The 18,844-nt window shown below is 59.5% G+C and carries 17 protein-coding genes; 10 read left to right on the top strand and 7 right to left on the bottom strand.

What is annotated here, in order from left to right:
• Window positions 1-57: 57 nt before the first annotated feature.
• The gene (locus CER19_RS00225) at window positions 58-1,296 is read right to left on the bottom strand and encodes an MFS transporter (protein ID WP_116664966.1); all 1,239 of its coding nucleotides are present in this window, start codon (window positions 1,294-1,296) and stop codon (window positions 58-60) included.
• Between the two features lie 316 nt (window positions 1,297-1,612).
• Here CER19_RS00225 and CER19_RS00220 point away from each other — a divergent pair, with 316 nt between their 5' ends.
• Genes CER19_RS00220 through CER19_RS00210 form a run of 3 tightly spaced genes read left to right on the top strand, consistent with a single transcriptional unit; the run spans window position 1,613 to window position 4,238 of the window.
• A complete protein-coding gene (locus CER19_RS00220; RefSeq protein ID WP_116664965.1) occupies window positions 1,613-3,052 on the top strand; it encodes a cytochrome ubiquinol oxidase subunit I in 1,440 nt (479 codons plus the stop codon).
• Window position 3,053: 1 nt separating this feature from the next.
• Window positions 3,054-4,061, top strand: coding sequence for a cytochrome d ubiquinol oxidase subunit II (gene cydB / locus CER19_RS00215; protein ID WP_014720024.1), 1,008 nt, complete (start codon window positions 3,054-3,056; stop codon window positions 4,059-4,061).
• 12 nt (window positions 4,062-4,073) lie between these two features.
• The gene (locus tag CER19_RS00210) at window positions 4,074-4,238 is read left to right on the top strand and encodes a DUF2474 domain-containing protein (RefSeq protein ID WP_003194328.1); all 165 of its coding nucleotides are present in this window, start codon (window positions 4,074-4,076) and stop codon (window positions 4,236-4,238) included.
• A gap of 126 nt (window positions 4,239-4,364) precedes the next feature.
• On the opposite strand, the gene CER19_RS00200 is transcribed toward CER19_RS00210, so the two are convergent.
• Both CER19_RS00200 and CER19_RS00195 read right to left on the bottom strand, forming a co-directional pair.
• The gene (locus tag CER19_RS00200; protein WP_116664963.1) at window positions 4,365-5,489 is read right to left on the bottom strand and encodes a class I SAM-dependent methyltransferase; all 1,125 of its coding nucleotides are present in this window, start codon (window positions 5,487-5,489) and stop codon (window positions 4,365-4,367) included.
• A gap of 140 nt (window positions 5,490-5,629) precedes the next feature.
• Window positions 5,630-6,340: a LuxR family transcriptional regulator gene (locus CER19_RS00195; protein ID WP_116664962.1), complete on the bottom strand. Its 711-nt coding sequence runs from the start codon at window positions 6,338-6,340 to the stop codon at window positions 5,630-5,632.
• Between the two features lie 458 nt (window positions 6,341-6,798).
• Between CER19_RS00195 and CER19_RS00190 the strand changes: the two genes are divergently transcribed.
• The gene (locus tag CER19_RS00190) at window positions 6,799-7,575 is read left to right on the top strand and encodes a ferredoxin--NADP reductase (RefSeq protein ID WP_116664961.1); all 777 of its coding nucleotides are present in this window, start codon (window positions 6,799-6,801) and stop codon (window positions 7,573-7,575) included.
• Between the two features lie 41 nt (window positions 7,576-7,616).
• Here CER19_RS00190 and mscL read toward each other — a convergent pair whose 3' ends face one another.
• Entirely contained in the window at window positions 7,617-8,033 is a 417-nt protein-coding gene (gene mscL / locus CER19_RS00185) for a large-conductance mechanosensitive channel protein MscL (RefSeq protein WP_019818024.1), read from the bottom strand.
• A 287-nt stretch (window positions 8,034-8,320) separates the two neighbouring features.
• Here mscL and katB point away from each other — a divergent pair, with 287 nt between their 5' ends.
• Genes katB through radA form a run of 3 tightly spaced genes read left to right on the top strand, consistent with a single transcriptional unit; the run spans window position 8,321 to window position 11,861 of the window.
• Window positions 8,321-9,862 (top strand): catalase KatB, encoded by a 1,542-nt coding sequence (gene katB / locus CER19_RS00180; RefSeq protein ID WP_116664960.1) that lies wholly within the window; start codon window positions 8,321-8,323, stop codon window positions 9,860-9,862.
• A gap of 56 nt (window positions 9,863-9,918) precedes the next feature.
• Window positions 9,919-10,458, top strand: a complete 540-nt coding sequence (locus tag CER19_RS00175) for an ankyrin repeat domain-containing protein (protein ID WP_116664959.1) — start codon at window positions 9,919-9,921, stop codon at window positions 10,456-10,458.
• Window positions 10,459-10,493: 35 nt separating this feature from the next.
• Window positions 10,494-11,861: a DNA repair protein RadA gene (radA, locus tag CER19_RS00170; protein WP_116664958.1), complete on the top strand. Its 1,368-nt coding sequence runs from the start codon at window positions 10,494-10,496 to the stop codon at window positions 11,859-11,861.
• A gap of 111 nt (window positions 11,862-11,972) precedes the next feature.
• Here radA and CER19_RS00165 read toward each other — a convergent pair whose 3' ends face one another.
• Window positions 11,973-12,341 (bottom strand): PilZ domain-containing protein, encoded by a 369-nt coding sequence (locus CER19_RS00165; RefSeq protein ID WP_116664957.1) that lies wholly within the window; start codon window positions 12,339-12,341, stop codon window positions 11,973-11,975.
• A gap of 174 nt (window positions 12,342-12,515) precedes the next feature.
• On the opposite strand from CER19_RS00165, the gene CER19_RS00160 reads away from it, so the two are divergent.
• The 3 genes from CER19_RS00160 (at window position 12,516) to yjiA (ending at window position 15,908) form a co-directional block, all read left to right on the top strand.
• A complete protein-coding gene (locus CER19_RS00160; RefSeq protein WP_116664956.1) occupies window positions 12,516-14,582 on the top strand; it encodes a carbon starvation CstA family protein in 2,067 nt (688 codons plus the stop codon).
• A gap of 15 nt (window positions 14,583-14,597) precedes the next feature.
• Window positions 14,598-14,795 (top strand): YbdD/YjiX family protein, encoded by a 198-nt coding sequence (locus tag CER19_RS00155; protein ID WP_003194308.1) that lies wholly within the window; start codon window positions 14,598-14,600, stop codon window positions 14,793-14,795.
• Window positions 14,796-14,951: 156 nt separating this feature from the next.
• Complete coding sequence (gene yjiA / locus CER19_RS00150; protein WP_014720013.1) at window positions 14,952-15,908, top strand: GTPase; 957 nt, start codon at window positions 14,952-14,954, stop codon at window positions 15,906-15,908.
• A 175-nt stretch (window positions 15,909-16,083) separates the two neighbouring features.
• Here yjiA and CER19_RS00145 read toward each other — a convergent pair.
• Window positions 16,084-17,306, bottom strand: a protein-coding gene (locus CER19_RS00145) for an IS3 family transposase (protein WP_165861584.1) whose coding sequence is annotated in 2 segments (ribosomal slippage) — window positions 16,084-16,955 and window positions 16,955-17,306 — 1,224 coding nt in all. Because the reading frame shifts where the segments join, the coding sequence is not laid out codon by codon here.
• Window positions 17,307-17,413: 107 nt separating this feature from the next.
• Window positions 17,414-18,667, bottom strand: coding sequence for a serine hydroxymethyltransferase (gene glyA / locus CER19_RS00140; protein WP_116664955.1), 1,254 nt, complete (start codon window positions 18,665-18,667; stop codon window positions 17,414-17,416).
• Window positions 18,668-18,844: the final 177 nt, after the last annotated feature.

Here is an 18,844-nt window from a genome sequence, read left to right as displayed (position 1 = left end):
GCCTGATACACCGCTATCGCGGGCAAGCCCGGCTCCCACAGGGTATGGCGGTGACGCCTATGGCTTGGTTTCTTCCACCGGCACATGCATGCGATCCCGGTTGGCCAGGGTCGGGAACAGCTTGATCCACACGCCGGTCACCACCAGGGTGCCAACCCCGCCCATCACCACCGCAGGCACGGTGCCAAACCAGTGGGCGGTAATCCCGGATTCGAATTCGCCCAATTGATTGGACGCACCGATGAACAGGCCATTGACCGCACTCACCCGCCCGCGCATTTCATCTGGCGTTTCCAACTGCACGAACGACGCACGGATCACCATGCTGATCATGTCCGCCGCCCCCAGTACCACCAGCACCGCCAGTGAAAACCAGAACGAAGTCGACAGACCGAAGGCAATGGTTGCCACCCCGAACACGCCGACGGCGGTGAACATCACGCGGCCCACCTGGCGGTCTACCGAGAACCGCGCTAGCCACAGTGACATCAGCAATGCCCCCACGGCTGGGGCCGACCGCAGCAGGCCCAGGCCCCAGGCGCCGGTCAGCAGGATGTCCTGGGCGAACACTGGCAACAGCGCAGTGGCGCCGCCCAGCAGCACGGCAAACAGGTCCAGGGAAATGGCGCCGAGAATGTCCGGGCGGCTGCGGATAAAGCGAATGCCGGCCAGCAGCGAGTCCATGGTGGCCTTGGCTTTGTTCAGCGGGGTCTGGCGTGCGGGCAGGTTAAGGGTCAGCACGCAGGCGATCAGGTACAGCGCTACGGTGGGGCCGTACACCCACACGCTGCCAAACGCGTAAAGCAAACCGCCCACGGCCGGTGCGACGATGGTCGCCAGTTGCTGGGCCGATTGCGAGGCGGCCACAGCGCGGGGGAACAGCGCGCTGGGCACGATGCTGGGCAAGAGCGCCTGGGTGGTGGGCATTTCGAACGATCGCGCGGCGCCCAGCAGGAAGGCGAGGATAAAGATCATCTCGCGGGTCACGTTGCCGGTCAGGCCACCGATGGCCAGGGACAAGGCAATCAGCGCCTGCAAGGTCTGGCAGATAGCGGCGACCCTGCGGCGTTCATAGCGATCAGCCACGTGCCCGGTGTGCAGCATGAACAGCACGCGCGGCACAAATTCCACCAGGCCGACCAGGCCCAGGTCCAAGACGTTGCCGGTCAGCTGGTAGAGGTTCCAGCCAATCGCCACGGTGAGCATCTGGAAGCCGCTGGCGGTAAAGATCCGCGCCAGCCAGAACGCGATGAAAGGGCGGTGGTGACGTAACAACAACGCAGGTTCACTGGGCATCGGCAATCAGGTCGGCAACGGGAGAAGGGCGAGATTAGCATCAAGCTGTAACAAATAGTTGCAAGAACTGAGCTGAGGCAAGCTGTCACGCGGCAAAAGACCACACAGTCCTACAGCAAAAATGGGACTACTCTTTCAACGATGCTTGATCCAGATCAAAACCTGCCCCGGGATTGTTCTGGCGGTCGCAAGGCCAGATTCCCCACGCGATGGGTAATAAAAGAAACGAATTGAAATTCGCCACACTCCATATCCGTGGGGGCAGTGGGTGCAGGCTCCCAGCCAGCAGCCGGTATTACCTGACAGAGGAAGACTTATGTTCGGTTTGGAGGCGCTAGATCTCGCCCGAATTCAATTCGCGTTCACCATCTCATTCCACATCCTGTTCCCGGCGATCACCATCGGCCTGGCCAGTTACCTTGCGGTGCTGGAGGGCTTGTGGCTCAAGACCCACAACGACACCTACCGTGACCTCTACCATTTCTGGTCGAAGATCTTTGCCGTCAACTTCGGCATGGGCGTGGTATCGGGCCTGGTCATGGCCTACCAGTTCGGCACCAACTGGAGCCGCTTCTCGGACTTCGCCGGTGCCGTCACCGGGCCGTTGCTGACGTACGAAGTGCTCACGGCCTTCTTCCTCGAGGCCGGTTTCCTGGGTGTAATGTTGTTCGGCTGGAACAAGGTGGGGCGCAAACTGCACTTCTTCGCCACGGTGATGGTGGCCGTGGGTACGTTGATCTCCACGTTCTGGATTCTTGCCTCCAACAGCTGGATGCAGACGCCCCAGGGCTTTGAAATCATCGATGGCCGCGTGATCCCGACCGACTGGCTGGCGGTGATCTTCAACCCGTCGTTCCCCTACCGCCTGATGCACATGGCCACAGCGGCGTTCGTGGCCACGGCCTTCTTCGTCGGCTCGTCGGCGGCCTGGCATTTGCTGCGCGGCAAGGACAACCCGGCGATCCGCAAAATGCTCTCGATGGCGATGTGGATGGCCCTGATTGTTGCGCCCATCCAGGCGGTGATCGGCGACTTCCACGGCCTCAATACCCTCAAGCATCAGCCGGCCAAAATCGCCGCGATTGAAGGCCACTGGGAAAATATCGGCAACGAGCCGACGCCGCTGATCCTGTTCGGCTGGCCGGACATGAAAGCCGAGAAAACCAAATACTCGGTCGAGATTCCGTACCTGGGCAGCCTGATCCTGACTCACTCCCTGGACAAGCAGGTGCCGGCGCTCAAGGAGTTTCCGCCTGAAGACCGCCCCAACTCGACCATTGTGTTCTGGTCGTTCCGGGTCATGGTCGGCCTGGGGTTCCTGATGATCTTCACCGGTCTGTTCAGCCTGTGGCTGCGCCGGGGCGACAAGATGTACACGTCCAAACCGTTCCTGTACCTGGCGCTGTGGATGGGCCCGTCTGGCCTGATTGCGATTCTGGCCGGCTGGTTCACCACCGAAATTGGTCGCCAGCCCTGGGTGGTCTACGGGTTGATGCGCACGGCGGATGCCTCCTCCGGGCATAGCCTGACGCAGATGACCATCACCCTGGTGTTGTTCGTGGTGGTGTACTTCGCGCTGTTCGGCGCGGGCCTGGGCTACATGATGCGCCTGGTGCGCAAAGGCCCCGTGACCCACGACAGTACCGAGCCAACCCACGGTGGCCCTGGCCAGAAACGCACCCCGGCGCGTCCGTTGTCTGCTGCCGACGATGGCAGTGATAACGACCACGACCACATCCAGCACAAGGGGAATTGAGATGGGTATTGATCTTCCGCTGATCTGGGCCGTGATCATCATCTTCGGCATCATGATGTACGTGGTCATGGACGGCTTCGACCTGGGGATCGGCATTCTCTTCCCGTTTATCCCGGGCAAAGTCGACCGTGACGTGATGATGAACACCGTGGCGCCCGTATGGGACGGCAACGAAACCTGGCTGGTACTCGGCGGCGCGGCGCTGTTCGGCGCGTTCCCGCTGGCCTATTCGGTGGTGTTGTCGGCGCTGTACCTGCCGCTGATCCTGATGCTGATCGGCCTGATCTTCCGCGGCGTAGCCTTTGAGTTCCGCTTCAAGGCCAAGGACCACAAGCGTCACCTGTGGGACAAGGCGTTTATTGGCGGCTCGCTGGCGGCGACCTTCTTCCAGGGGGTGGCGTTGGGCGCCTTTATCGACGGTATTCCGGTGGTGGATCGCCAGTTTGCCGGCGGTTCACTGGACTGGCTCACACCCTTCACGATGTTCTGCGGCGTGGCGCTGATCGTGGCGTATGCCTTGCTCGGCTGCACCTGGCTGATCATGAAGACCGAAGGCAAGTTGCAGGAGCAGATGCACAACCTGGCGCGGCCTTTGGCGTTTGTAGTGTTGGCGGTGATCGGCATCGTCAGCATCTGGACGCCGCTGACCCACCCGGAAATCGCGTCGCGCTGGTTCACCTTGCCGAACCTGTTCTGGTTCCTGCCGGTGCCGATCCTGGTGCTGGTCACCATGTACGGGCTGATCCGCGCTGTGGCACGTAACGCGCACTACACGCCGTTCCTGTTGACGCTGGTGCTGATTTTCCTCGGCTACAGCGGCTTGGGGATCAGCCTGTGGCCGAACATCATCCCGCCGTCCGTGTCGATCTGGGATGCCGCCGCGCCGCCGCAAAGCCAGGGCTTCATGCTGGTGGGCACGCTGTTCATCATCCCGTTCATCCTGGGCTACACCTTCTGGAGCTACTACGTGTTCCGCGGCAAGGTCACCCACGAAGACGGTTACCACTAGGAGGGTTGAAACATGTCCAAACCTTCGTTGCACGAGATTGAACAGGCCGAGAAGCAGCCGTTGTGGCGGCGCCTGGGGTGGCTGGCGATGATCTGGACCGGCAGCGTGCTGGCCCTGTTCGTGGTGGCCAGCCTGATGCGCATGTTCATGAATGCGGCAGGCCTGAGCACCCACTGACACCAATAATGTAGGAGCGAGCTTGCTCGCGAAAAACGTCAACGATGACGCGTGCTTCCTGAATAAACGCGGCGTCTGTGGGTTTTTCGCGAGCAAGCTCGCTCCTACAAAAAAATCAGGGCTTTTTTATTTTCGCGCTTTGAGGATTACGAACTTGGGTGTGGCGGCTACTTGCTCTACACCGCGGAACAGCCGCGCCAGCTTGCTGTGGTAGCCCAGGTGACGATTCCCGACGATGTACAAGGCGCCACCGACCACCAGCGCTTCACGTGCCTGCTGGAACATGCGCCAAGCGAGGAAGTCGCCGACCACTTGCTGTTGGTGGAACGGCGGGTTGCACAGCACCACGTCCAGCGACTGCGCCTCCTGGCCGGCCAGGCCGTCGTCGGCACGTACGCTGACGTCCCGTTCACCCAAGGCGGCTTGCCAGTTTTCGGCGGCCGATTGCACGGCCATGTACGACTCATCCACCAAGGTGTAGTGCGCGCCGGGGTTTTGCAGGGCGCTGGCAATCGCCAGTACGCCGTTGCCGCAGCCCAGGTCCGCCACGCGGGCGCTGCCCAGGTTTTTTGGCAGGTGCGGCAGGAAGGCGCGGGGGCCGATGTCCCGGCCTTCGCGGGAAAAGACGTTGGCGTGGTTACGCAACTCGATGACGGGCGCGTCCAGGGTATAGCGGGTCGGGTAGGGCGAGACCGCAGCAGGGCGCGGCTCAACGCTGGCGATCAACAGCCGCGCCTTTTTGACCGCCAATGAGGCGTGCATGGGCCCGATATAACGCTCCAGCAATTCGCCCGCAGCCCGTGGCAAATGCTTGACCATCGCACCTGCGATTACCTCGGCGCCGGGCGCCAGTTGCCCTTGCAGGCGGATCAGTTGTTCTTCCAGCAACGCCAGGGTTTTCGGCACGCGGATCAACACGCGATCGAATGGCCCGGTCGCGAGCTGGCTGGCCGGTATGAAGGGCACGGCGTCAAAGGGCTTGCCGTTGCGCACCAGGTTTTTTTCCAGGCCCTGGGCGGCGAGGAACGAGTCACCGCTGGAGGTCACTTGCACCTGGCCTTGAAGGCTGGCTGCCAGGGCGCCGAAACTGTCATTGAGGACCAGCAAGCGGGTGGCAGCAGTAAGCTGTTGCGCGGCGAGGTGGCTGAGCAGGTATTCGTCGGCGGCATCGAAGGCTTGCAGCGGATCATTGTGTTGCTCTGGCTGACGAATCAGGTCGAGCTGGGCGAAAGGGCTGTCAAGCAGGGGCATGGTGGGGCAAGGCTCTGGGTAATCGACGGACCTTCTGAGCGAACTGCGGGGCAACCGTGGAAAGCGCACCCTCAACACTCAGAATTGGCCGTAAATGTTACGTTTTTTTCAACGCGATGACATGCGGTGTTTTGCGTGGGCTAAAACAGCCCGGCTTTAGCGGCGCGCAGCACCGCCTGGATTTTGTTATGCACGCCCAGCTTCTTGAAGGTACTGCTGATATGAAAACCCACCGTGCGCTCGGACAGGCAAAGAATCGCGGCAATCTCGGAGGCAGTCTTGCCCATCGCGGACCACTTGAGGATTTCCGTTTCCCGGGCAGTCAATTTGCTGGGCGCTTTGATGTCGGGTGCGTCGGCGTACTTCTGCGCGACGACCGCATGCATCGCATGGCAAAGCCACAACACCTGGCCGGCTTTTTCGTAAAGCTCTTCAGGGCTGACTTCACCCTTGCTGCGAACCAGGGTCAGCATGCTGAATACACCCTGGAAATCATGCACGGCTTGGGTCCAGCCTAAATGCACCCCGCATGACTGGGCCAACTCCCACAGCTGGGGGGTGTTGGCAAAGGTTTTTGGCTCCCAGAGAATGGGCAATACCGAACTTTTGCAGTGGGATACAACGGGGTCTACATCGAAGTAGTGTGCTTGTTTATAGATATGGCTCCATTCGTTTGGATAGTTATTGAATAGAATGGGTTTTGTTTTAGTGTCTTGTGTTTGGGAACTCATCGTAAAAGAGCAATATTCGAAACCCAGCTCATAGGTGTGGTTAATCACCATCTCAAACACACTGGTGACTTCACTTTCGCCTTCCAGCTTGGGCAGCCGGGTGTTATGCCAATTGACCATCGGTGACTCTCCATAGGTTTTTGTGTGACTTGGGTACGTCCTGATCCCCCAATGCAGCTCGAAAACAAGTGTAGGGTAAGTCCTACAAGTGAGTCTGAAATAAAATTTACCTATAGGATTTCTTTCATATGCCAGTTTTGTACAAGGCTCTAGGCTTTGTATAAGGGAGCCTGTCGGCTTTTTTTTCTTCAATATTCTTAATGGCTTGGAGGTAATGTTGAAATGATATTGTCGTGGGTGCCGTTTCATCTAGTGAGGTGTGCGAAGCGTGCTAATAGCCAAATAGTTAGTGCCAGGGTGGCGCGCAGGGTTCACGTGTGACTGTGCCAAAAACGGCCAGGCTCGCCCGCAAGGTGGCTGCCCGTACCTTGGACGATTTTAAATGCCAGTACCAATCATCGGTGTTTGCGCGGTCTGTTTTGAGGGACACTAAAGGCCTGTGCAAAACGGAGCCCCCCATGACGGCCAGTGCTGAGAAATTTACCCGCCAGACCCTGCTCGATGTGCAATCGCTGACCCCCAGCCTGTTCACCCTGCGAACCACCCGCGATGCCGGTTTTCGTTTTACCGCCGGCCAGTTCGTGCGCCTGGGCGTTACCAAGGCGGATGGCAGCACCGTCTGGCGTGCCTATTCCATCGTGTCTTCGCCGTTTGACGAGCATCTGGATTTCTTTTCCATCGTGGTCCCCGGTGGTGAGTTCACCAGTGAATTGAGCCGCCTGAGGGCGGGCGATACCTTGCTGGTAGAGCGCCAGGCCACCGGTTTTCTGACCCTCAACCGCTTTGTCGACGGGCGCGACCTATGGTTGCTGGGAACCGGAACGGGCGTTGCGCCGTTTCTGTCGATCCTGCAGGACTTCGAAGCCTGGGAAAAATTCGAACGCATCATCCTGGTGTACAGCGCCCGGGAAGCCAGGGAACTGGCCTACCAGTCGCTGATCAACACATTGGGCGAGCGTGAATACCTGGCCGAATACGCTCACAAGCTCACCTACATCCCCATCGTCACCCGCAAGCGGTATCCGGGCACGTTGAACGGGCGTATTACGGCCTTGATCGAAAATGGCGAATTGGAGCGGGCCGCCGGCGTGGAGCTGACGGCGCAGGATTCCCGCGTGCTGATTTGCGGCAACCCGCAGATGGTTGATGACACGCGCCAGTTGCTCAAGCGACGGGACATGCAACTGAGCCTGAGCCGACGGCCTGGCCAGGTAGCGGTAGAAAATTATTGGTAGAAAAAAGGCGCCTTACGAGGCGCCTTTTTTGCATCCGCCGGTTAAAGCGGCTTGTTGTTCTGTGCCTTGAGCAGATCGCGGATCTCGCCCAGCAGCACTTCTTCCTTGCTCGGCGTCGGCGGCAGGCTTGGGGCCACGGCTTCTTCGCGCTTCAGACGGTTGATCGCCTTCACGCCCATGAAGATTGCAAACGCGACGATCACAAAGTCGATGATGCTCTGGATGAACTTGCCGTAGGCCAGGACCACAGCGGGGACATCACCCTGTGCTGCCTTGAGCGTGACGGCCAAATCGGCAAAGTCCACGCCACCGATCAGCAGGCCGATGGGAGGCATTATCACGTCGCCTACAAATGAGGAAACAATCTTGCCGAAGGCAGCACCGATGATGATACCGACGGCCATGTCGACCACATTACCTTTGACCGCGAAGGCCTTGAACTCACTGATCACGCCCATAGGTTATTCCTTGTTACAGTTGAGGAGGGTGGAGGTCAGTGTAATTCAGTCGAACAGCGCTTGCTCGACACAACTGTTAACACTGTCGGTTTTTATCGACACATCAAATCGCAAATAGTTTGCAAAGTGCCATCAATCGCGCGCGATTTAGCGGCTATTTCAGCGAGTTACCAGATTTTTTTCTTAATCGGGCCTGTGGTGTTTTTCTATTTATCTTCTGACTCGCAGGTCACTAGCCTCTGACAAGCACAACAGAATGTGCGCTAAAAAAACCAGAGGAAACCTCGATGAACACTCCAATCAGCCGCAGGCCCGTGTCGGCGCGCCATGCGCTGGCACTGGTGACCGCCAGCCTGCTTTCCCTCTCTGTGCAAGCCGCCAACCTGACCCGCGATAACGGGGCCAACGTCGGTGATAACCAGAACTCCCAGACCGCCGGCGCCAATGGCCCGGTGTTGCTGCAGGATGTGCAACTGATCCAGAAGCTGCAGCGCTTCGACCGCGAACGCATCCCGGAGCGCGTGGTGCACGCACGCGGCACGGGCGCCCATGGCACCTTCACCGTGACCGACAACCTCAGCGACCTGACCAAGGCCAAAGTGTTCGCCGCCGGTGAAACCACGCCGGTGTTTGTACGCTTCTCGGCCGTAGTGCACGGCAACCACTCGCCGGAAACCCTGCGGGACCCACGGGGCTTCGCCACCAAGTTCTATACCGCCGAAGGTAACTGGGACCTGGTCGGCAATAATTTCCCCACGTTCTTTATTCGCGATGCCATCAAGTTTCCGGACATGGTCCATGCCTTTAAACCGGACCCGCGCACTAACCTGGACGATGACTCGCGCCGTTTCGACTTCTTCTCCCATGTTCCAGAGTCCACTCGTACACTGACCGAGTTGTACTCGGACTCCGGTACCCCTGCCAGTTACCGCGAAATGGACGGTAATGGTGTACATGCCTACAAGTTGATTAACGCCAAAGGCGAAGTGCACTACGTCAAGTTCCATTGGAAGAGCCTGCAGGGCATCAAGAACCTTGATCCCAAGCAAGTGACCGAGGTGCAGGGGCGTGACTACAGCCATATGACCAATGATCTGGTCACGCACATCAACAAAGGCGACTTCCCTAAGTGGGACTTGTACGTGCAAGTACTCAAGCCTGAGGACCTGGCCAAGTTTGATTTCGACCCACTGGATGCCACCAAGATCTGGCCGAATGTGCCCGAGCGCAAAGTCGGGCAAATGGTGCTGAACCGCAACCCGGCCAATGTGTTCCAGGAAACCGAGCAAGTCGCGATGGCCCCGGCCAACCTGGTACCGGGTATCGAGCCGTCGGAAGACCGCTTGCTGCAGGGGCGCGTGTTCTCCTATGCCGATACGCAGATGTACCGCCTGGGCGCGAACGCCCTGCAACTGCCGATCAACGCTCCACGGGGCACCGTCAACAACGGCAACCAGGATGGCGCGATGAACTTCGGCAAGACCACCACTGGCGTGAACTACCAGCCAAGCCGCCTGTTGCCACGCGAAGAGCCGCAAACCGCGCGCTACAGCCAGTCGCCGCTGTCGGGCAGCACCCAGCAGGCCAAGATCCAGCGTGAGCAGAACTTCAAGCAGGCCGGTGACCTGTACCGTTCCTACACCAAGAAAGAGCGTGAGGACTTGATCAACAACTTCGGCGGCTCATTGGCCACCACCGATGACGAGAGCAAGCACATCATCCTGTCGTTCCTCTACAAGGCGGATCCGGAATACGGCACCGGCGTGGCCAAGGTCGCCAAGGGCGACCTGGCTCGCGTAAAGGCGCTGGCGGAAAAACTGACTGACTGATTCGTTGGTTGCGGTCGGCGCCTTCACGGGCGTCGACCTTTGGCAGGAGAGACACCATGCGTATTTCTATCGGTTTGCTGATGAGCATGCTGGCCTTTATCGCCCATGCCGAGTCCCCCGACCCGGTGGCGCTCAAGGCGCAGTTGCAGGATTACTATTTTGACGCCGCCCGTCGTGGCGACCTCGACATGCTCAACACCTTCATAGAGTCCGGCTACGGCCTCAATACCCAGGACGACAAGGGCTACACCGCGTTGATCCTGGCTGCTTATCACGGCCAGGGCCCCTATGTGGAGCGTCTGCTCGATGCCGGCGCCGACGCCTGCGTGCAGGATAAACGCGGCAATACAGCGTTGATGGGTGCCATTTTCAAAGGCGAGCTGAAAATCGCCCAACGCTTGTTGGCCACCGACTGCAACCCAGACCAGCGCAACGGCGCGGGGCAAACTGCTGCCATGTACGCCGGGCTGTTCAAGCGCGTCGAGTTGCTGGGGGCGCTGCAAGCCAAAGGCGCCGACCTGAACGCCGAGGACCCCGTGGGTAACAGTGCTTCACGTTTAGCCAAAGGCGAAATCCGGACCCCAGCGTCGCGCTGAGCTATCATCGCGGTTTTTCGGTTGGAGGTTCTCACATGGCAAAGGCCAAGCGCATGTACGGCTGCACGGAGTGCGGTGCGACCTTTCCCAAATGGGCGGGCCAGTGCTCCGAATGCGGCGCGTGGAACACCCTGACTGAAACCATGATCGAGAGTGGCGGTTCCGCGGCCCCCCCCGGCCGTGCCGGCTGGACCGGGCAACAGGCACAGATCAAGACCCTGGCCGAAGTCAGCGTCGAAGAGATCCCGCGCTTTTCCACCGCCTCCGGCGAACTGGACCGGGTTTTGGGCGGTGGCCTGGTGGACGGCTCGGTGGTGCTGATCGGCGGTGACCCTGGCATCGGCAAGTCCACGATCCTGCTGCAAACCCTGTGCAGCATCGCCAGCCGCATGCCTGCGCTGTATGTCACCGGCGAAGAGTCCCAGCAGCAAGTGGCCATGCGTGCCCGGCGCCTGGGCTTGCCTCAGGACCAACTGCGGGTCATGACCGAAACCTGCATCGAAAGCATCATCGCCACGGCGCGCATCGAAAAGCCCAAGGTCATGGTCATCGACTCGATCCAGACGATTTTCACCGAACAACTGCAATCGGCACCCGGTGGCGTGTCCCAAGTGCGCGAAAGTGCGGCGCTGCTGGTGCGTTACGCCAAGCAGAGCGGCACGGCGATCTTCCTGGTCGGCCATGTCACCAAGGAAGGCGCACTGGCCGGGCCACGGGTGTTGGAACACATGGTCGACACCGTGTTGTATTTCGAAGGGGAATCCGACGGTCGCCTGCGCCTGCTGCGGGCGGTGAAGAACCGCTTTGGCGCCGTCAACGAACTGGGTGTGTTCGCCATGACCGACCGGGGGCTGAAAGAAGTCTCTAACCCCTCGGCAATTTTTCTCACCCGCGCTCAGGAAGAAGTCCCAGGCAGTGTGGTGATGGCGACGTGGGAAGGCACCCGGCCGATGCTGGTGGAAGTCCAGGCGCTGGTGGATGACAGCCATTTGGCCAACCCACGGCGGGTCACGCTGGGCCTGGACCAGAATCGCCTGGCGATGTTGCTGGCGGTGCTGCACCGGCATGGCGGCATTCCAACCCACGACCAGGACGTGTTCCTCAACGTGGTGGGCGGGGTCAAGGTGTTGGAGACCGCGTCGGACCTGGCGTTGATGGCGGCGGTGATGTCTAGCCTGCGTAACCGGCCGCTGCCCCATGACTTGCTGGTGTTTGGCGAGGTGGGTTTGTCGGGTGAAGTGCGCCCGGTGCCGAGTGGGCAGGAGCGCTTGAAGGAAGCGGCCAAGCATGGCTTCAAACGCGCGATTGTGCCCAAGGGCAATGCGCCGAAAGAAATGCCCCAAGGCTTGCAGGTCATCGGCGTTACCCGTCTGGAACAAGCCTTGGATGCGCTGTTCGAGTAACCCCTGTGGGAGCTGGCTTGCCTGCGATAGCGGCGGGTCAGCTTACCCATCCTTGCCTGAGACACCGTCATCGCAGGCAAGCCAGCTCCCACATTTTGATTGATGTGTGTTTCAGATCTCCAGCAGGGCGCCCAGCTCGCGCTCCAGCTCTTGCTCATCACCCAGGTTCAACTCAACGAACCTACGCAAATGGCTGATCGAATCCAGATCAATGTGTTTGCACACAAAGCCCAATTGACCCTGATCTTCATGGGTCAGCCGCGCTTGCATCTTTATATGCGTCTTCTGGTCCAGTCGTATGTCGACGTCAAAGGGCAGCGCTTTATTCCCTTTCCAGCCTTCAGGCCGTTCCACCAACAATCCCTTGAGTGACAGATCCACCAGTTTCACCGGCCATTCGCTGCCGTTTTGCCGAAGTTCGGCAGTGGCATCAAAGGCGATCCGGCGAAAACGGCGACGTTCAGACGCATGCTCGGTCATGGTATAGCCCTCTGTGAATGGGAGGAGTGTAGCCCGGGGCCATCAAGGGGCGTTTATTTCGGCTTTTTTTAACGGTTGAAGGCTCTAGACCAACGTAGGGGGCTGGTCTTTAAGGCCAGTAGCGCTAAACTCGGGCTGGCTGTCCTTTCTGTCCACCCTGGCTGGAATATAAAAATGAAAAATAATAATAGCCTGCTACGCCACTTACCCTGGCTGGTGCTGGCAATTGTAGGAGCGTGCGCCCTGGGCGTAGTGGCCTTGCGCCGCGGCGAGGCGATCAACGCCTTGTGGATTGTGGTCGCTGCAGTAGCCATCTACCTGGTTGCATACCGTTACTACAGTCTGTTCATCGCCAACAACGTGATGCAACTCGACCCACGGCGGGCAACCCCTGCGGTGGTCAACAACGATGGTCTGGACTATGTACCGACCAACAAACACATTCTTTTCGGTCACCATTTTGCGGCGATTGCCGGTGCAGGCCCGTTGGTCGGCCCGGTGCTGGCGGCGCAAATGGGCTATCTGCCCGGTACCCTCTGGCTGATTGCCGGGGTGGTGCTGGCCGGTGCGGTGCAAGACTTCATGGTCCTGTTCCTGTCCACCCGTCGCAACGGCCGTTCCCTGGGAGATATGGTTCGCGAAGAGATGGGCCGCATTCCCGGGACCATCGCGCTGTTCGGCTGCTTCCTGATCATGATCATCATCCTCGCGGTGCTGGCGCTGATCGTGGTCAAGGCCCTGGCCGAGAGCCCATGGGGCATCTTCACGGTGATGGCGACCATCCCGATCGCGATGTTCATGGGCATCTACATGCGCTACATCCGCCCGGGCCGCATCGGTGAAATCTCGATCATCGGCGTGCTGTTGCTGCTGGGTTCGATCTGGCTGGGCGGGCAGATTGCCGCTGATCCGGTGTGGGCCAAGGCGTTCACCTTCACCGGCATTCAGATCACCTGGATGCTCATCGGCTACGGTTTCGTGGCCGCTGTGCTGCCGGTGTGGCTGATTCTGGCGCCCCGCGACTACCTGTCGACGTTCCTGAAAATCGGCACCATCATCGCCCTGGCGATTGGCATCCTGGTCACCATGCCTGACCTGAAAATGCCAGCGCTGACCCAGTTCATCGACGGCACTGGCCCGGTGTGGAAGGGCGGCCTGTTCCCGTTCCTGTTCATCACCATCGCTTGTGGCGCGGTCTCGGGCTTCCACGCGCTGATCTCTTCGGGCACCACGCCCAAATTGCTCGCCAGTGAAAGCCACGCCCGTTACATCGGCTACGGCGGCATGTTGATGGAGTCGTTCGTGGCCATCATGGCGATGGTTGCCGCCTCGGTGATCGAGCCTGGCGTGTACTTCGCCATGAACAGCCCGGCTGCCATTGTCGGCACCGACGTGGTCACCGTGGCGCAAACCGTCAGCAGCTGGGGCTTTGCAATTACCCCTGAGGCGCTCTCTGCCGTGGCCCACGATATCGGGGAAACCACCATCCTGGCCCGTGCCGGCGGTGCGCCGACGCTGGCGGGAGGTATCGCACAGATCCTGCACAGTGTGCTGCCAGGTGAAAACACCATGGCGTTCTGGTACCACTTTGCGATCCTGTTCGAAGCGCTGTTCATCCTCACGGCGGTCGACGCCGGCACCCGTGCCGGTCGCTTCATGCTGCAGGACCTGTTGGGTTCGTTCGTGCCGGCGCTCAAACGCACCGAGTCCTGGACCGCCAACCTGATTGCTACCGCAGGCTGCGTGGCGATGTGGGGTTACTTGCTGTACCAGGGCGTAATCGACCCGCTGGGTGGTATCAACACCTTGTGGCCGCTGTTCGGTATCTCCAACCAGATGCTGGCGGGGATCGCGCTGATGCTGGCGACCGTTGTGCTGATCAAAATGAAGCGCCCGCGCTACATCTGGGGGACCATGTTGCCAGCGGTGTGGCTGTTGATCTGCACCACCACTGCGGGCTTCATCAAGCTGTTCGACGCCAACCCGGCGATCGGCTTCCTGTCGCTGGCCAAGAAATACAGCGATGCCCTGGCTAACGGCCAGATCCTGGCTCCGGCCAAGAGCATCGACCAGATGCAGCACGTGATCTGGAACGCCTACACCAACGCAACGCTGACGGCGCTGTTCCTGTTCGTGGTGTTCAGCATCCTGTTCTATGCGCTCAAGGTGGGTGTAGCCGCCTGGGGCAACAAAGAGCGTACGGATAAAGAAGCCCCGTTCCAGGCTGTACCGGACGCGTAAACGAGGATTGCAAGCATGTTCAATGACATCAGTCGCCTCGGTAAATACCTCGGTCAGGCCGCCCGCCTGATGGTCGGCATGCCCGACTACGACACCTACGTCGAGCATATGCAAACCAAACACCCGGACAAGCCGGTGATGGACTACAAGGCGTTCTTCCGGGAGCGCCAGGAAGCCCGTTATGGCGGCAAGGGTGGGCCCAAGTGCTGCTAAGTTGGTAAAACTGCCTTACCTGTAGGAGCGAGCTTGCTCGCGAAAAACCCAAGGACACCACGTGCATCCAGACAGCACGCGTTATCGTTGACGTTCTTCGCGAGCAAGCTCGCTCCTACAGTTGTTTTTGCGTTCCCTTTTTTCAGGAGAATCTCTTTGTCCTCTCCCATCCCCGTCACCATCCTCAGCGGCTTCCTCGGGGCCGGCAAGACCACCTTGCTGCGCCACCTGCTCAAGGCCGAGCACGGCTTGAAAATCGCCGTGATCGAAAACGAATTCAGTGACGCCGGTATCGACACCCAATTGCTGGGCGACGAGCCGGTGCAAGTGATGACCCTCTCCAACGGCTGCGTGTGCTGCACCATCCACACCGACCTGACCAAAGCCCTGTACCTGCTGCTGGAACGCCTGGACAGCGGCGAGATCGCCTTCGACCGGCTAGTGATCGAATGCACCGGCCTGGCCGACCCTGCGCCGGTGGCCCAGACGTTCTTCATCGACGAAGAACTGCGCGAGCGTTATATCCTCGACGGCATCATCACCCTGGTGGATGCGGCCCACGCTGAGCATCACCTGACCCAGACCATCGCCCAGGCCCAGATCGGCTTTGCCGACCGCCTGTTGGTGAGCAAGCGCGACCTGGTAGACGACGCCAGCTTCGACGCCCTCAGCCAGCGCCTCACCCGCATCAACCGCCGTGCGCCGATTCGTGTGGTGGACCACGGCAAGATTGATTTGGCCGAATTGCTGGATGTGCGCGGCTTCAACCTCAATGCCGGCATGAGCCTGCGCCCGGTGAGTGCAGCGCCTTCGGTCGACCGTATTTCCAGCCTGGTGCTGCGCACCGACCAGCCGCTGGATATCGACCGCCTCAGCGAGTTCATGAACGAACTGCTGGAGGACCACGGCAAGCAACTGCTGCGCTACAAAGGCGTGCTCAATATTGCCGGGGAAGACCGGCGCATGGTGTTCCAGGGCGTGCTGAAGCTCTATGGCTTCGACTGGGATACCGAATGGGCCGAGGGCGAGGCGCGGGAGAGTGTGATTGTGTTTATTGCCGATGAGCTGCCCGAAGACAAGATTCGCCAAGGCTTTGAGCGGGTCTACCAATGAACCCGGCTTGAAATGCAAGCCAATGTGGGAGCTGGCTTGCCTGCGATAGCGGTGGGTCAATCACTGATGGGCTGGCTGCACAACCGCCATCGCAGGCAAGCCAGCTCCCACACTTGACCCTGTTTCAAATTGAAATCTGTCCAGTCCTGAAATAGGTTTACACCCTGTTTCAGTCTCAAAACGCCCGATGCACCGCATCGGGCGTTTTGTATTTCAGGGACAGGTGTGGCCGTTCCCCGTTGTAGATCAGCACCGACTCATCCACCATTTTCACTGCGTCCGCCAGATTTTTAGGGCGATACAGCAGGAACTCGGTCTTCAAAATGCCGTTTATCCTCTCCGCCAGAGCATTCTGGTAGCAGTCATAGCCGTCGGTCATTGAGCATCTGATGCCATGACTAGTGTGCAAACGTTGATAACGCGCAGAGCAGTATTGGGCTCCGCGGGCTGAGTGATGGATCAGTGGCTGCTTGCTTCGACGTTCGCCAACTGCCTTTGCCATCGCCTTGATCACCGACTCGGTATGCAAGCTCTCATGCACATGATGCCCTACGATCTTGCGCGAGTAGGCGTCTGTCACCAGGCTCACATAAACCACGCTTTCCCGTGTCGGCAGGTAGGTTATATCTGCAACCCAGACCTGCTCTGGCCTATTGGCCACAATCTGGTCCTGACCCGCTTTGAGCAGGTTAGGATGGCGTCGAAAACGGTGATGGCTGTCTGTCGTTTTGTGGTAAGCCCGTTTGCGCACAACCAGTTCTCGAGCGTTGCGCAGGATGCTAAACAGGCGGTCTCTGCCGACCCGCACTGATGCGCCAACTTCGACGCTCATCAGGTAATGCAGCTTGCGCGTGCCTATCCGTGGTTGGCGGCGGCGCTTTTCAAGAACATAGTCCATGACTTCTTGATCTTGACGAGCCCTCTCGTCGAAAGCCCGATTGCGTTGGTAATACGCTTGGCGCGAAATGCCCATGAACAGGCAAGCCCTGGTGACGCTCAGGCCTTGGATTTGCCCTTGCGAGAGGACTTGCCGGGTCGCTTGCTTACGACGGCAACACCGCAGTACTTCGTCTGAACATTCACAACGGCTTCGAAGAATTGCGCTTTCTGATTACTTAGCGCCAGCTGTTCTTCAAGCTCTTTGATCCGCTGCTCGGGGGTCAGCGGGAGGGTTGGCTCGGTCATGGACCTGCTCCTCGGTTCTCGAATTGAGGCGCCTTGACTCCAGTCCTGCCGGCCGTGCTTGCGTAGCCAGACCAGTACCGTGGACCGGCCCTGAATGCCGTAGCGCCGTTGAGCCTCTTTATAACTCAACTCGCCCTTTTCGACCTGGTCTACGACCGATAATTTAAAGGCTAGCGTGTAGTCACGCTGGCTCCGCCTTTTGCCTGAATCCATTGACTCCTCCTGAAGATAGGTCAGAAGGCGTAAACCTTATTCAGGACGGGACAATCGGCATAAAAAAGCCCGGCACAAAAGCCGGGCTTTTATTCAAGCAACTGCAGTTACGCGCCGTATACCGGCAGCTTCTTGCAGATGGCCTTGACCTTCTCACGTACCGCGTCGATCACGGCTTCGTTGTTCAGGTCGGCCAGGATGTCGCAGATCCAGCCCGCCAGTTCCTTGCACTCGGCTTCCTTGAAGCCACGGGTGGTCACTGCCGGGGTGCCGAAGCGCAGGCCGGAGGTGACGAACGGCGAACGTGGGTCGTTCGGCACGGAGTTCTTGTTCACGGTGATGAAGGCTTTGCCCAGGGCAGCGTCAGCATCTTTACCGGAAATGTCCTGCTTGATCAGCGACAGCAGGAACAGGTGGTTTTCAGTACCGCCGGACACCACATCAAAACCGCGCTCGATGAACACGCTGGCCATGGTCTTGGCGTTCTTGACCACTTGCTGCTGGTAGGTCTTGAACTCAGGCTGCAGTGCTTCCTTGAAGCAGATCGCCTTGGCCGCGATCACGTGCTCCAGCGGGCCGCCTTGGGCGCCCGGGAACACGGCGGAGTTGAGCTTCTTCTCGATCTCGGCATTGGCACGCGCCAGGATCAGGCCGCCACGTGGACCGCGCAGGGTCTTGTGGGTAGTGGTGGTGACCACGTCGGCGTAAGGCACTGGGTTGGGGTAAACGCCCGCAGCCACCAGACCGGCCACGTGGGCCATGTCGACGAACAGGTAGGCACCGACCTTGTCGGCGATTTCACGGAAGCGTGGGAAGTCCAGGATCTGCGAGTAGGCAGAGAAACCGGCCACGATCATTTTTGGCTTGTGCTCAACCGCCAGGCGCTCGACTTCGTCGTAGTCGATCAGGCCGTTGGCATCGATACCGTACTGGACGGCGTTGTACAGCTTGCCGGAGGAAGAAACGCTGGCGCCGTGGGTCAGGTGACCGCCGTGGGCCAGGCTCATGCCCAGGATGGTGTCGCCGCCTTGCAGCAGGGCCAGGTACACGGCGCTGTTGGCTTGGGAACCGGCGTGTGGCTGGACGTTGGCATAATCGGCGCCGAACAGTTCTTTTGCACGGTCGATGGCCAACTGCTCAACCACGTCGACGTACTCGCAACCACCGTAGTAGCGCTTGCCTGGGTAGCCTTCGGCGTACTTGTTGGTCAGAACCGAACCTTGAGCCTCCATCACCGCAGGGCTGGTGTAGTTTTCCGAAGCGATCAGCTCAATGTGCTCTTCCTGGCGCACGGCTTCTTGCTCCATGGCGGCGAAGAGATCGGCGTCGTACTTGGCAATAGTCAAATCACGGCTGAACATGGCGGTCCTCAAGGATCGGGGGCAGAAAAGGAGGGCATTCTAACTCAATGGGTTTTAGATGGCATATGAAAGGACATCATGTCGCGGACAAGTGGGGCTCATCTGGGGATGGGCGGTGCCGGTGATGGGTACATCGCCTTCTTCTGTAGGAGCGAGCTTGCTCGCGAAAAACGTCAA

Origin of the sequence: Pseudomonas sp. GL93 (assembly GCF_003408955.1) — a bacterium.
GTDB classification, from domain to species: domain Bacteria; phylum Pseudomonadota; class Gammaproteobacteria; order Pseudomonadales; family Pseudomonadaceae; genus Aquipseudomonas; species Aquipseudomonas paracarnis.
The sequence above is the reverse complement of the archived record's forward strand: the minus strand, read 5'-3'. Positions and strand labels throughout refer to the sequence as shown.

Coding starts and splice junctions, on each gene's coding strand:
- CER19_RS00220 (WP_116664965.1), top strand. CDS start 1,613: ATGTTCGGTTTGGAGGCGCTAGATCTCGCCCGAATTCAATTCGCGTTC.
- glyA (WP_116664955.1), bottom strand. CDS start 18,667: ATGTTCAGCCGTGATTTGACTATTGCCAAGTACGACGCCGATCTCTTC.
- CER19_RS00195 (WP_116664962.1), bottom strand. CDS start 6,340: ATGGTCAATTGGCATAACACCCGGCTGCCCAAGCTGGAAGGCGAAAGT.
- CER19_RS00190 (WP_116664961.1), top strand. CDS start 6,799: ATGACGGCCAGTGCTGAGAAATTTACCCGCCAGACCCTGCTCGATGTG.
- CER19_RS00155 (WP_003194308.1), top strand. CDS start 14,598: ATGTTCAATGACATCAGTCGCCTCGGTAAATACCTCGGTCAGGCCGCC.
- CER19_RS00210 (WP_003194328.1), top strand. CDS start 4,074: ATGTCCAAACCTTCGTTGCACGAGATTGAACAGGCCGAGAAGCAGCCG.
- CER19_RS00175 (WP_116664959.1), top strand. CDS start 9,919: ATGCGTATTTCTATCGGTTTGCTGATGAGCATGCTGGCCTTTATCGCC.
- katB (WP_116664960.1), top strand. CDS start 8,321: ATGAACACTCCAATCAGCCGCAGGCCCGTGTCGGCGCGCCATGCGCTG.
- radA (WP_116664958.1), top strand. CDS start 10,494: ATGGCAAAGGCCAAGCGCATGTACGGCTGCACGGAGTGCGGTGCGACC.
- CER19_RS00160 (WP_116664956.1), top strand. CDS start 12,516: ATGAAAAATAATAATAGCCTGCTACGCCACTTACCCTGGCTGGTGCTG.
- CER19_RS00165 (WP_116664957.1), bottom strand. CDS start 12,341: ATGACCGAGCATGCGTCTGAACGTCGCCGTTTTCGCCGGATCGCCTTT.
- mscL (WP_019818024.1), bottom strand. CDS start 8,033: ATGGGCGTGATCAGTGAGTTCAAGGCCTTCGCGGTCAAAGGTAATGTG.
- cydB (WP_014720024.1), top strand. CDS start 3,054: ATGGGTATTGATCTTCCGCTGATCTGGGCCGTGATCATCATCTTCGGC.
- CER19_RS00200 (WP_116664963.1), bottom strand. CDS start 5,489: ATGCCCCTGCTTGACAGCCCTTTCGCCCAGCTCGACCTGATTCGTCAG.
- CER19_RS00225 (WP_116664966.1), bottom strand. CDS start 1,296: ATGCCCAGTGAACCTGCGTTGTTGTTACGTCACCACCGCCCTTTCATC.